Origin of the sequence: Stieleria sedimenti, assembly GCF_025060895.1 — a bacterium.
GTDB classification, from domain to species: Bacteria; Planctomycetota; Planctomycetia; order Pirellulales; family Pirellulaceae; genus Stieleria; species Stieleria sedimenti.
On sequence record NZ_JANZKV010000131.1, the window covers coordinates 1 to 13,015 of the forward strand.

The following is a 13,015-nucleotide window of genomic DNA, read 5'->3' on the forward strand; positions in this document are numbered from 1 at the left end:
GGTATTGGGCTTTAGCCGTCCACGGTCGCTGCTTCGCAGCGACCGGGAATCGCCTGAAGGCTATACACCAACGGTGCCTGACATCTCTCCCGCTCGCTACCGAGGGACCGCGTGCTCTCGCACCACTTCCCGCAGTAGCCGTTCGTAGCGATCGACCATGGTGTCCCAATCGAACTGATCAACGATTCCCATTCCCGCCCTTCCGAGTGCTTCACGCCGGCGGATGTCAGTGATGAGCGTCTCGATCCCGCCGCGCAGTCCTTCGACGGACGATTCCACCAACCAGCCGTCACGGTCGTGGTCGATGATGACTCGCGGACCGCTTTCGCAATCGACACTCAACGAAGGAACGCCCAGCGACATCGCTTCGAGCAGAGCCGACGGGAATCCTTCGTACCGGCTGGGCAAACAAAACAGCGTTGCCTGGGAGAGCGGTTCGGCGAGCGGACGCACCCAGCCGGGCAATTCGAAGCGATCGTTGATTCCCAGTGAACTGGCCTGGGCCAGTAACGCGTCACGTTGTGTTCCTTCGCCGTAGATCATCAACCGCCATTGGGGATCATCAGACGTGGCCTGGGCAAACGCGACCAACAGGCGGTCAAATCCCTTTTCCGGTTCCAGTCTGCCGACCCCGGCAATCCGTTTTCGCGCACAGGCCTGCTCGCGGTTAGAGGTCACCGAAGGCCGGTCGACCGCGGAAGGAATCACGGCAACCGATCGAGAAAACGGACGCAGGTAGCTTGCCGAGGTCTCAGTCAACGCAACGACGGTTGCCGCTTGACGGTATTGGTGTCGACGAACCGCATTCCAAAACGGTCCGAGTGATTGACGTGCCGGATCGCTGCGTTCGCAAACCACCACCGGTGGTCCCGACGGATCGGTTGCCATCAAGACGTCGAGATTGGTGCGGTCACAAAACGACAACACGACGTCGGGGCGAAGTCGTTCCATGGCGTCGGCGATGGCGCGATGCCGCGTGCGAACCTGACGGAACTTTGCAAACAATCCCTTGGCGTCGGCAGACAGAGCGATCGGCACGCGTTGCACGCTCGGTGCGATCACGTGACGATCAGATCTTCCATCGTCAAACGTGATCAAGCTGACCCGATGCCCGCGTTCGGTCAAACGCGACGCCAGGCCTGCCATCACCCGTTCGGCACCACCGCCATTGAGCGAGTGGATACAACAGGCGATCGACAGGCCTACCCGGTTCGCGTCATCGGCCGCCCTCTCTTCGGCCAACATGTCTAAAGATCGACTTGTCCGCGTGGTGCCGGCAAGATCTCTTGAGCGGTTTCCGGTTGTGGGTCCGGCGGCGGCGTAGTCTCTGCCGCCCCGGTCGGTTCGACCACCTCGTCTGCGACCGGCGTGTCTCCTTCCAGTTCGATCCACATTCCCAGCAGTTGCAAGGTGCGTTGGAATCCGTTGATTCGAGTCATCACTACCAGGTCGGGATTCTTCGTCACGCCCTGAAAGCGAGAATACAATTCGTTCATCGAAGCGGAGAGCTGACCGGATTCGGTCGCGGCGATGATGCGTTCGGGTTGCAGATACTCCAACCACACGTCGCCGTCATCGGGACGCGCCGCCAGGGTGCGGTAAAGCGTTTCGGCAGCCTGACGCAATGCGGGTAGCGAAAATTCGATCGGTGACGTCAGATCAGGGATGCCACCTCCGCTGCCCGGTCGATAACTGCCAGACGAACCGTATTCGGGCACGGGCGAACGGTAGTCTGGCACGGACGAGCGGGGCTCGCTGTCACCGCGTCGATACGGTGATCGATAGCCAGAGTCATAGCGAGAATCGTATCGTGAATCATAGCGGGGGCGATACGATTCGTAACGACCGTCATAACCGGCAGAGGGCGGCGGAACGATCGAGCCGGGGCCGATGTTGAGCGAGAAGAACGGGGTCTGCACGCGGACACGACTCGGCGGCCCGACGAGAACCGGGGCCGGCGGCCAAGCACCCCAAGCGTCTCCGTAGTAGGGCGTGGGCAAAATCGGCGGACCGACCAACACCGGTCCGCGAGCGCGAAAGCCACGAAAGAACTGTGCGTTTACCTCGTCGCTGGCCACCAGAACGGACAACAGCCCAGCGACCGCGACTCCGGTCGGAAGCATGCGGCGGAGGGTAGGGCGAATCGCAGTCGAAGTTCGTTGAACGATACCAGTCATCTCGGTGATCCCAGTCGAGGAAACGGTCTCATCGACGTTGATTCATTCGTTGCACTCGCAACCCATCATCGCCGATCTACTCAGTCTACCTCCGAAATTGTGCCCCAAAACCCTCATTTGGCCTGTCGAAAGCTGTTAATATGTCGTTCGGACGTCTATCGGCGTCCGTCCTCCCCCTGCCAATCATTCCCTCCCGAGACCGACAAGGCTTGTTTGCCATGAGCAATCCGAATCCCCACCCGAAGACAACTCACGCCGGTACACGCCGCAGCTTTTTGAAAAAAACGGGGTCGGCCGTCGCCGGCGGCAGTTTTTTGGCGGGCAGCAGTTTTCTGATCACCGGCACCAAAGCCAGCGGCGCAATCGAAGGGGCCAACGACCGCGTCCGGATTGCCGTCGCAGGCCTCAATGGCCGCGGCCAAGCTCACATCGGTGGTTGGTTGGGCGCGCCCAACGTCGAACTGGCCTACGTCGCCGATCCGTGGGAAAAGGCGCTCGCCAAAGGGATCAGCGGTGTCCAGAAACGCGTCAAGGGCAAGATGACGACCCAGGGAATCGACGACATTCGGCGGGCATTGGATGACCCGACCGTCGATGCGATTTCGATTGCCACCCCCAACCATTGGCACTCGCTGATGACGATCTGGGGTGCCCAAGCCGGCAAACACGTGTACGTCGAAAAACCGATGAGCCACGATATCGCCGAAGGTCGGGTCGCCGTCGAAGCCCAGAAAAAATATGGCGTCGTGATCCAGCACGGCACCCAACGACGAAGCAACGCCGGCGTCGCGGGGCTGCACGAAGCGTTGAAGTCCGGCAAGCTGCCGCGGTTGAAAATCGCCTACGGCTACTGCTGCAAACCGCGCAGCGGCATCGGTCACGAGCCGATCAGCACTCCGCCGGCGGAACTGAATTGGGAACACTGGAAAGGCCCCGCGGTGATCGACCACTATCACGCCAACTATGTCCCCTACGACTGGCACTGGTTCTGGGAAACCGGCAACGGAGACTTGAACAACCAGGGCACGCACCAACTGGACGTCGCGCGTTGGGCGATCGATGACGACCAGACCCACCCCACGCGAACAATGGCGATCGGAAGCCGTTTTCAGTGGGATGATCAGGGTCAAACCCCGAACACGATGTTCGCTATGGCCGAGTACCCGAACGGTCAAATGGTGTTCTTCAATGTCCGAAACGTCAACTACAAAGGCTACAAGCATCAGGTCTTCAATGAGTACTATCTGGAAGACGGCAGCGTGATCACCGGCGAAGGAAATTACCAGATCCTGCGTCCGGGCGCCTCCAAGGCCGAACCGTTGAAGCTCGAACCTGGCGACGTCACTCCGGGTGGAAATTGGAATGCCTTCATCGCCGCCGTCCGCGCCGGCAACCCGTCGATGGCGAACGGCAACGTGATGGATGCCCACTACGGATGCGTGCTCGGACACATCATGAACAACTCCTACCGCTTGGGAACGGAGGTCCCGTTCAGCGAAACGGCCAGTGATTTTGGCGGCAATCAAGACGCGATCGAACACTTCGGCCGCTTGCACACGGTGATGTCCGACGGCGTTGGGATTTCCGGCAGCGACGCGAACTACCAGCTCGGACCGATGCTGAGCTTTAACGCCCAGACCGAACGCTTCGAAGGCGACCGGGCCGACGAAGCCAACGCGTTGGTCAAGGACGCCAACAACCCGGGCTACGAAATCCCCTCCGTCGACGCGGTGTAATCCTGCGTTCGGTTGGCGACGGCGTAGGGCATGCTGTGCATGCCATCTGTCACGCACAGCGTGACCTACAGGTGTCACGCACAGCGTGACCTACAGGTGTCACGCACAGCGTGACCTACCGCACTGTCACGCACAGCGTGACCTACCGCGCCTCACGTCCCGCGGCGGTTTCCGAACCAGCGGATTTGCATGCGATCGCAATATCGGTAGCCGGCCGATTCAGCCAGCGGGCGGAGCCAACGCTCGGCGGCGTCCATCTGGGCGTTCGTCACGCCTTGCGGCATGATGAAGACGTCATCGTTGTCGACATCCAACGCACGGGAAACGTCTTGAACCTCGTCGAATTGCGCCTCGTCGCCGACGACGAATTTCAGTTGAAAGCCGATCGCGGCGTCGATCAAGTTCCGCATCGTGTCCAGTGGCATGCGGCGCTGCTCGTGCAGCTGACTCCAGCGCGGATGTTGCTGCGGGTCGGGCGTGCTGTCGGCCAGTTTGGGGCTGAGCGAAAGCAGGTCACAGGGGATCGGTTTGTCGATCGTCCCGGCGGTTTCGATCGTCAAGTGAAACCCGGCCTCCATCAGCGAGTGGGACAATTCCGTCGCCGCGGCGGGCAACAGGGGCTCGCCGCCGGTCAGCACGACGTGCTCGGCACCGCTTTGCCGAGCGGCATCGACCAGCGATTCGATCGTCTGGCGGTCGCCCGACGGGTCCCAGGACGCGTAGGGGGTGTCACAAAACCAGCATCGCAGATTGCAGCCGCTGGTGCGGATGAAAAAGCTCTCCGTCCCGGTCAGTCGGCCTTCGCCTTGCCGGCTGAAGAAGGTTTCACTGACCAGCAATTGGACGTGACCCGGTCCCCTGGTGGATTCGGCCGGTGCGTGCGAAAATTGAAATTTACCCAAGGGAGAAAACAGCGTTGAGTGATTCAGAGAACTTTAGCGACATCCTGGAAGTGTTCGACAATCCCAACACGTCGCGCAACTTTACCATCGTGCATCATTGCCCCGAGTTCACTTCGGTGTGCCCCAAGACCGGTCAGCCGGACTACGGGAAGATCATTTTCACCTACGTTCCAGACAAATGGTGTGTGGAACTGAAGAGCTTGAAAATGTATCTACAGCGATTTCGGAACGAAGGCATGTTCTACGAGGCCGTGACGAACCGCATCATGGATGACTTCCTCGCCGTTGTACAGCCAAAAAGTGCGACGGTGGAGAGCCAGTGGACGCCCCGCGGGGGCCTCCACAGCAACATCATTGTCCAGTATCCCATGCCCCAGGCCTAGGATCGTGCCGACGCATGAGCATGATCCGACGCCGGCCCTCGGCCAATGCCACTTAGTTTGACGCCAAACGCGGTGTTTTGTTAGCGGTAGGGCGCGAGTCCTCCGGTCTTTCACGCCGAAACCGGACCGCTCGCACCGTTCCGTTAACACCTTCAGACCCAAAGTAAGTGGCATTGGGCGCTGGCCCCTCGACTATTTCCTTCCAACCCCAGCTTGCAATTCGATGACTGACAGAATCCCCGTCCTTTTGAGTGGTTTTGCGGACGAAGCCGCCAACGAAAAACTTGCCGTCCAGCAATATTCGGCGTTCGCCGCGTTGGGGTTGCGATACTACTCCATTCGGTTCGTCGACGCCGGCGAAGGCATCAAGAACGTGATGTTGTTGGGCGATGCCGAGATCAATCATCTGGTCAAGATGCAGTCCGATTACGGACTGAAGGTCAGCAGCATTGGCTCTCCGATCGGCAAGGTCAAACTGTTGGACGTTGACGACGGGACCGCCAACAAATTCATCCCGTTCGAAAAATACCTGGCCGAAGACGTCCAAACGGCCTGCGATCGCGCTGAAGCCTTCGGTGCCAAACTGATCCGCGGGTTTGCGTTCTATCACCCCAAAGGCACTGCGCCAGAGGATCATCTCGATCAAGTTGCCGATCAATTGGGGCAAATCGCCGAAGCCTGCGACAAACGCGGGCTGACGTTCGGATTGGAAGTCGAAGCCAACTTGGTCGGGCAAACCGGGACGCTGCTGCAAGCCATCGCGGCGAAAGTCAACCATCCCGCGATGCTGACAATCTTTGACGGTGCCAACATCGTCACGCAGGGTTTCACCGCCGATGAGACCTTCGCCCAGTACGTGGCGATGAAGGACAGCATGGGGTGGATGCACATCAAAGACTATCACGATCCTTCGCCCACCGGCCGCATCGACCACGTGGACGAGGCCAGCTTGGACAACTTCGTGCCCGCCGACCGTGGCGATTGTGGTCACGAAGCGATCTTACGCGACTTCAAAGAATTTTTGCCCGAGCTGCACCAGCGGGCGACCCGGCGCGGCGCCGACGGCGTGTTCCTGGATCTGGAACCGCACGTTAAAGGCGGCGGTCAGTTCGGCGGATTCAGCGGCCCTGACGGGTTCGGCGTCGCTTTGCGTGGCCTCTGCCGGGTGCTCGATTACGTCGAGATCCCGTACGAGCTGCGCGGGTTTGCTGACATCAAGGGGTGATCGCGGACGACAGCAGCTCAATCGGGTTGGTGAATCGGATTCCAGTCGCGGGCGGGTGCGGCATGCGGCAACGTCGCCACCCGCGGTACGGCGCTGCGCGATTTTGACGGGGGCGATCGCATGCCGGTTCCGAGGTACGGGTTGGAGCGGATCGGCGGTGCCAGGACCTCCGGCGCCTCCATCGCCTCCGGCGTCGGTGCCTCGACCTCCGGCGTGTCCGCCGGACGCGGCGATCCCAGCTGGACCGAAGGCAGTTGCACTGGCAACTCCGCCTCCGGCCGTTCCGTTTCTGGCGCCACCAGATCGCGTGTGTTGGAATCGTCCAATCCCAGGTCGTCGCTGCCCCGAAAATAGGCCGACGGAGGTAGCTGTTGTTCGATCGCTTGATCGTTCAACAGATCGGGTTCACCGCCGAGAGGATCAGCGCCAAACAAATCATCGGCGTCCGCGGGATCGGAGTCGGCCGAGGCGAACGGACGCTGGTTCGGACTCGAATAGTGGTCCGGACCGGAAAAATCAAGCAGTGGTTCTTGCACCTTCGGCGCGTTGACGGTGGCCGGCAGCGATTGATCACTCGCCGAGGCGGCCTCGCGCGGCTCGACGACATGCGGCTCAGACGTTTTTAACTGTTCGTCATCGCTCGGCACGTCCTGTTCAACGATCCAGTCCTGGGGCAGCTTCATCGCCCCATCGGACTCCGCCGACGGCGCGCTTGGGCCAGCCGGGACGGTACCGGCGGCCGCGTTTTCGGTGCCGGTCCATTCGTGTGAGTCCAGGGCGGTATCGCAGCCTGCTTCGTCGCACGATGTCGAGGAATGGCTGTCCATCCGTTGGTGAGTTGGGTGTGGCGTTGGGCCGGGATTGCCGAACGGCAAAACAGACGCGTCGCAGCCCTCGTTGTCGCAGGGCGCGACGCCGCTTGGGTAGACGACGGGACCCGAAACGGCCGGCAGACTCGGCAGACCGGTCAGCAGATGGGGTAGCCCGCTGTGAACTTGGGACAGCCCGGTGCCCGGCGGATAGATCTGGCCGCAGCCGTCGCGACAAATGGCAGGACCGAATTGATCCGGATAGCCATGCGGCGGCAGATCGGCTCCGGGCCGAAATCCGCTGTCGCGACAGACGTGGTATCCATCGCCCCAGCCGACGCCCAGTAGTCGTCCTAACCGCTGCATCGTTGCGGGATGATCGGCGTGGGCGTCGGGCAGCGCGTGGTTGGCCGCGGTCACACTTAGCGCGGCCAGCGTCAGAGCAGCGACGGTTGCCAGGCGCTTTCGCCTCGTCGCTCGACGCGGACGGGGCGGATCGAGAGGCGTGGGTCGCTGTTGATTTGTTTTGCCTGGCATGAGCCGACTCGTCATCCGTGACAGGGTCGCGAAGTGAAAATCGGGCGACGAAGCTACGCCGATCCCGTTTTCGGAAATGCAGTTCACAGGATGATTAATCGGCAAATTCCTCCCGATTCCTGGTCGTCGAGCGAGCGGGAGCGGCCAAATTGCGGTGGACCGGATCCGTCTGACTCGGTTGTCGGGACTGCGTTGAGTTTTCCGGCGACAAAGTTTCCGATGGCCCTTATCCCTCACGCGGAATTGTGCCCGTTTCGGCGCGGTGCAGCCCAACGCGAGCTAGCGTTGGAAAGCTCGTCCCCCAAACCAAACCTCCGTACGCTTGTCGCACCTTCCGCGAACCGGAAACTCACCTATGTCACAACGCAGCCGATTTCTGATCGATCCCCCGGTCCAATGGTCCATTATCCGCCGCATGTCGATGCATTGGTCGCTGACCATTTTGGCGTTGCTGGCGATTGGGATTGGCGTGCAAATGATCTACGCGCCGGGCAACCAGACGTTCTGGCAAGCGATCGCGCGGTCTTTCGGCGCCCAAGCACCGTTGTTGTGCGTCATGCTGATGTTGTATCCGGTGTACGTTTGGGACATCATCAAACTCAGCCATCGGTTCGCCGGCCCGATGTTGCGTCTGCGTGGCATTTTGAATGAATTGGCCGACGGCGGACGGGCGATGAAGCTGCGATTCCGGCCCGGCGACTTTTGGCAAGAAACGGCGACGGATTTCAACCGATTCTACGACGAACACATTCGCTTGAAAAATCGTTGCGAAGAACTCGAAAACGAATTGAAGTTGCTGACAGAGGCTGCGGAAAAGCGGGAGTCGGCCGAATTGTCGGCTTGATCGAGCGATTCTTGCTCAGCTCATCTACGCATCGATTCGCCGGCACGGCATAATGAAGGGGTCTAACCTCAACCCCGCACGAGCCTACGCCGATGATACGATCGTCTTCCAAGCACCTTACGCTGCTCGCCTTGCTGTGCCTGAGCGGCTCGGTTTTGTTCGCTCCTTCGCCCGCGTTTTCTCAACAGGCGAGCGAGGAATCCCCGCAGACGGGTGAGTCCGCTTCGCCGGACGCCGAGACGCCGGACGCCGAGACGCCGCCAGCCGTGGCCGGCGACGAGACGGAGCCCGCGGCCGCTGCCGGCGACGGAATCGACGCCGGACAGGATGAATTGGACGAGGCCGCGATCTTGCGGTTCGATGCCAAAAGCGCTCGCGAGCTGGAAGCGGTCGAACGATTACTACAAACGGCGATCAAGAAAGGGCTGTCCGGCGAAAACGCGTCTTTTGCCAAAAAAATGTTGGGCTCGGTGCTGTTGCAAAAAAGCCAGCAGCTGATCGCCGCGATGGGGCAGACCGCCGGCAATCGCAACCGCGCCATCCAGTTGCGTGACGAGGCCCTGCGGACTCTCGAAGACGCACTCAAAAATGACCCCGAACTGGTCGAAGCCCATCTCCTGGTCGCTCGACTGAACATGCTGCCCGGCGGCGACAAGGACGCCATCACCGCAGCGACCTCCAGCGCGATCGATCTGTTGGCCGACAATCCCGTCGAACGCAGCGCCGCGTATTTGCTGCGTGCGTTGACGTGGGGACCTGGAAACGAGGACAAGCGTCTGGCCGACCTGGATGCCGCCATCAAGGACGACCCCAAGAACCGCGAGGCGTTGCAGGCCCGCGCGGCGGTTCGATTACAAAACCAAGACGTTGCGGGGGCGATCGAGGACATGGAACGGGTGCTCGCCGAAGACCCGACCAACCTGCAGGTCGCTCAAACCGTCGTGCAAAAGCTTGCCGATCTCGACCGCGTCGACGACGCCCTGAAACTGCTCAGCAAGGCACTCGAAGCCAAACCCAGCGAAGGGCTGTACCGGATGCGGGCGATCCTGTACCGGATGCAGCTGAAAGAAGAGGAGGCGCTGGCGGACCTGAACAAGGCACTCGCGATGCAACCCCAAGATCCGATTTCGTTGCTGCAACGCGCCGAGATCTCGGTCGCACGCAACAACCTGCAAGCCGCCAAAGATGACCTGCGGGCCGCCGAACGGATCGCGCCCGGTGTCGCCGCGGCCGAACAGGCGATCTTTGTCCGCTGCCTGATCGCGATCGAAGAAGGCCGCATGGCCGACGCCATCAACGAAATGAAAACGTTGATCGATCGAGATCCGACCAACGACGGCCGCAAGCTGCAACTGGCCAACCTGTACCTGCAAGACGACCGTCCGCGTCAGGCGATCGAAGTGCTTTCAGCCATCTTGGATCGCGATCCGACCAATGTTTCGGTCCTCCGCTCGCGAGCCGACGCCTATCTGTCGGTCGGCGATCACGACAAGGCGATCGAAGATTACGAACGGGCCATCAAAGTCGCCGGTGACGATTCAACCAACTACGACCTGTCGGGGATTTTGAATAACCTCGCCTGGGTCCTGGCCACCAGTCCCCAGGACAGCGTCCGCGACGGTGCCCGGTCGGTCGAATTGGGAGAACGCGCGGTCGAACTGACCGACGGAAAAGAACCCCACATCCTGAGCACGCTCGCGGCGGGCTATGCCGAGATGGGGAACTTTGAAAAGGCGATCCAGTGGAGCAGCAAGGCGGTCGAAGTCGGCAAGGAACAAGAGCACGAACAGCTCCAACAACTCGAAGAGGAACTGGAGCAGTACCGTGCCGGAAAACCCTGGCGCGAGAAACAAGAAACCGAAGAAAACGCCGTCCCGATCTTGTCTCCCGAAGATTTGATCGACACCTGAGTCGACGCGTGACATCCAGGGGGCGTGGCTGAGCCAGCCTCATGGTCATGCATGACCCCGGAGGGCGTCAAAGCCAGTAGCCGGAGGTGAGCGCAGCGACACCTCCGGACGTGCGGTCCCCCGACGTGACGCGACCCCGAAGGGTGTCGAAGCAAATCATGCCCGAGCCCTCGGACCCGGCCTGCTACCCCGAGTGAACCGGCATCTCGATCAACCCTTTCAACAACGCGGACTGCCGCAGCGCCGGCGAATCGATTCGCTGCGACCCCGCCGGGGTCGGTGGGAATCCGCGACGGGTTCCCCGGAGGTGGCGCTTCGCTGACCTCCGGCTACTCGCTGCAATCCCTTCGGGATAGTGGATTCGCTGGCGCTCTCCATTGACACGCAACGAGGTGTTTCTTGTTAACGGCAGGACGCGAGCCTCTCCGGTTTTTGAACGCTAAAACCGGACGGCTCGCGCCGTTCCGCTAACACCGTCAGCTACATCTGGACGGCTCGCGCCGGTCGGCTAATACCGTAAGCCGAATGCCGGCGGCATGACCCCGAAGGGCGTCAAAGCCAGTAGCCGGAGGTGAGCGCAGCGACACCTCCGGACGTCCGGTCCCCCGACGCGACGCGACCCCGAAGGGTGTCGAAGCAAATCATGCCCGAGCCCTCGGACCCGGCCTGCTACCCCGAGTGAACCGGCATCTCGATCAACCCTTTCAACAACGCGGACTGCCGCAGCGCCGGCGAATCGATTCGCTGCGACCCCGCCGGGGTCGGTGGGAATCCGCGACGGTTTCCCGGAAGTGTCGCTACGCTGACCTCCGGCTACTCGCTGCAATCCCATTCGGGATGCAATACCCGGCGGTGTCCGGCATGCACAGCATGCCCTACCCCAAGCATTTGCTGATCTGTCGGACGGCTTGACGCAGGCGGTGTTCGTTTTCGACCAGCGACATCCGCAGATATCCTTCACCGGCGGTGCCGAATCCGCTGCCGGGGCTGACGGCGACGTTGCCTTCTTCGAGCAACTTCATCGCGAAATCCATCGTGCTCATGGCACTCCGCCACGGCTCGGGCACCTCCGCCCAGACGAACATGCCGGCCTTGGGCGGCTCGACGTTCCAGCCCAGCCGACGTAAACCGTTGACCAGCACGTCGCGGCGCCCTTGGTAGATTTCGGATTGCTTTTCGACGTTCGCTTCGGTTTCTCGCAGCGCGACGATCGCGGCGATCTGGATCGCCTGGAACATCCCATAGTCGTAATAGCCCTTGATGGTTCCCAAGCCGCGAACCATGTCCGCGTTGCCGGCACAGAATCCCACCCGCCAGCCGGCCATGTTGTAACCCTTGCTCATCGTCGTGAATTCCACACCGACGTCCTTGGCACCGGCCGCGGCCAGGAAACTCGGCGGGACATAACCGTCGAAGGCGACGTCGGCGTAGGCGAAATCGTGGATGACCATGAACCCGTACTTTTTCGCCAGCCGCACGACTTCGACAAAAAAGTCGGGCTCGATCACCGCCGAACTGGGATTGTGCGGGTAATTGACGATCAGGACCTTGGGCGACGGCATCATGTTCTCGCACGTGTAGGCCACGTTCCGCAAGAATTTGTCCGGGTCTGCCACGTCGAGTGCGACGACGTTGCCAGAGGCCAAGATGACGCCGTACATGTGGACCGGAAAATAGGGCGACGGGATCATCGCGGTGTCACCCGGGCCCATCAGGGCCAGGCACATGTGCGAGAAACCCTCTTTGCTGCCCAGGCAGGAGATGATTTCGTGATCGGGGTCCAGACGCACCCCATATTTGCGATAGTATTTTCCCGCGACTTCCCGCCGCAAGTTGGCGATTCCGTTGGATTTACTGTAGCCGTGGTTGCCGGGGTCCGAGGACGCGTCGTGAAGCTTTTGGATCACGATCGGGTCGGGCGGGTCGGACGGATTTCCCATCCCCAGGTCGATCACGTCGTCGCCGGCACGCCGTTTTTGGTACAGCGAGTTGTTGATGCGGCCAAACATGTAGGGGGGCAAGCGATCGACGCGCGAGGCGAATTTGACCTCGAACGGGGCGGGGACTGGATCGGTCGTCGGCGCATCAATCGCGGGTGCGTCGATATTGGGAGAATCATCGAGACTGGAATCATCGAGACTGGCTGTGTCACTCATTGGGGCCAAACCGTTCTTGCACCGGGGAAGAATTGACGATCGTCCTATTGTCGATCAGAAACCCGTTTCCTCCCAGGGGTTCGCCCAGATTGTTGACAAGATCGCGGCAAACCGTGTCCAAACCATGCCGTTTCGGCGTTCTTGTCGTTTTCGTGGGGCACCGTCCTGGCAGCCAACGCTGTGAAGCATTTTTCCCAAGTGTTTCTAGAGGTTTTAGCGGCAGGGCGCGAGCCCTCCGGTTCTTCATCTCTGCCAACACACCGGAGGGCTCGCGGGCTGTCGATTTAAGCCCGCACGCGTTAGCAAGGGGCCACGCGGCGCCCCTCGCTCACGCAT

General features: G+C 61.0%; 10 protein-coding genes. 5 read left to right on the top strand and 5 right to left on the bottom strand.

The annotated features are described in order from the left end of the window. Window positions 1-96: 96 nt before the first annotated feature. Both NZK35_RS16915 and NZK35_RS16920 read right to left on the bottom strand, forming a co-directional pair. On the bottom strand, window positions 97-1,245 hold the full coding sequence (locus NZK35_RS16915) for a glycosyltransferase (RefSeq protein WP_259633713.1): 1,149 nt from the start codon (window positions 1,243-1,245) through the stop codon (window positions 97-99). A gap of 2 nt (window positions 1,246-1,247) precedes the next feature. Continuing rightward, window positions 1,248-2,177: a hypothetical protein gene (locus tag NZK35_RS16920; RefSeq protein ID WP_259633714.1), complete on the bottom strand. Its 930-nt coding sequence runs from the start codon at window positions 2,175-2,177 to the stop codon at window positions 1,248-1,250. A 218-nt stretch (window positions 2,178-2,395) separates the two neighbouring features. On the opposite strand from NZK35_RS16920, the gene NZK35_RS16925 reads away from it, so the two are divergent. After that, window positions 2,396-3,913 (top strand): Gfo/Idh/MocA family protein, encoded by a 1,518-nt coding sequence (locus NZK35_RS16925; RefSeq protein ID WP_259633715.1) that lies wholly within the window; start codon window positions 2,396-2,398, stop codon window positions 3,911-3,913. Between the two features lie 152 nt (window positions 3,914-4,065). Here the strand turns inward: NZK35_RS16925 and NZK35_RS16930 are convergent, their stop codons facing one another. Continuing rightward, on the bottom strand, window positions 4,066-4,815 hold the full coding sequence (locus tag NZK35_RS16930) for a 7-carboxy-7-deazaguanine synthase QueE (RefSeq protein WP_259633716.1): 750 nt from the start codon (window positions 4,813-4,815) through the stop codon (window positions 4,066-4,068). Between the two features lie 14 nt (window positions 4,816-4,829). Here NZK35_RS16930 and queF point away from each other — a divergent pair, with 14 nt between their 5' ends. Further along, window positions 4,830-5,198 carry a preQ(1) synthase gene (gene queF, locus NZK35_RS16935; RefSeq protein ID WP_259633717.1) on the top strand — a complete coding sequence of 123 codons (369 nt, stop codon included), beginning with the start codon at window positions 4,830-4,832 and terminating at the stop codon, window positions 5,196-5,198. Window positions 5,199-5,421: 223 nt separating this feature from the next. Continuing rightward, window positions 5,422-6,423, top strand: coding sequence for a sugar phosphate isomerase/epimerase family protein (locus tag NZK35_RS16940; RefSeq protein ID WP_259633718.1), 1,002 nt, complete (start codon window positions 5,422-5,424; stop codon window positions 6,421-6,423). Between the two features lie 17 nt (window positions 6,424-6,440). Here NZK35_RS16940 and NZK35_RS16945 read toward each other — a convergent pair whose 3' ends face one another. After that, a complete protein-coding gene (locus tag NZK35_RS16945) occupies window positions 6,441-7,769 on the bottom strand; it encodes a hypothetical protein (RefSeq protein WP_259633719.1) in 1,329 nt (442 codons plus the stop codon). Window positions 7,770-8,124: 355 nt separating this feature from the next. Here NZK35_RS16945 and NZK35_RS16950 point away from each other — a divergent pair, with 355 nt between their 5' ends. After that, window positions 8,125-8,613 (top strand): hypothetical protein, encoded by a 489-nt coding sequence (locus NZK35_RS16950; RefSeq protein ID WP_259633720.1) that lies wholly within the window; start codon window positions 8,125-8,127, stop codon window positions 8,611-8,613. Between the two features lie 92 nt (window positions 8,614-8,705). Next, on the top strand, window positions 8,706-10,523 hold the full coding sequence (locus NZK35_RS16955; protein ID WP_259633721.1) for a tetratricopeptide repeat protein: 1,818 nt from the start codon (window positions 8,706-8,708) through the stop codon (window positions 10,521-10,523). Window positions 10,524-11,398: 875 nt separating this feature from the next. Here NZK35_RS16955 and NZK35_RS16960 read toward each other — a convergent pair. Then, the gene (locus NZK35_RS16960; RefSeq protein WP_259633722.1) at window positions 11,399-12,679 is read right to left on the bottom strand and encodes an aminotransferase class I/II-fold pyridoxal phosphate-dependent enzyme; all 1,281 of its coding nucleotides are present in this window, start codon (window positions 12,677-12,679) and stop codon (window positions 11,399-11,401) included. Window positions 12,680-13,015 lie beyond the last annotated feature (336 nt).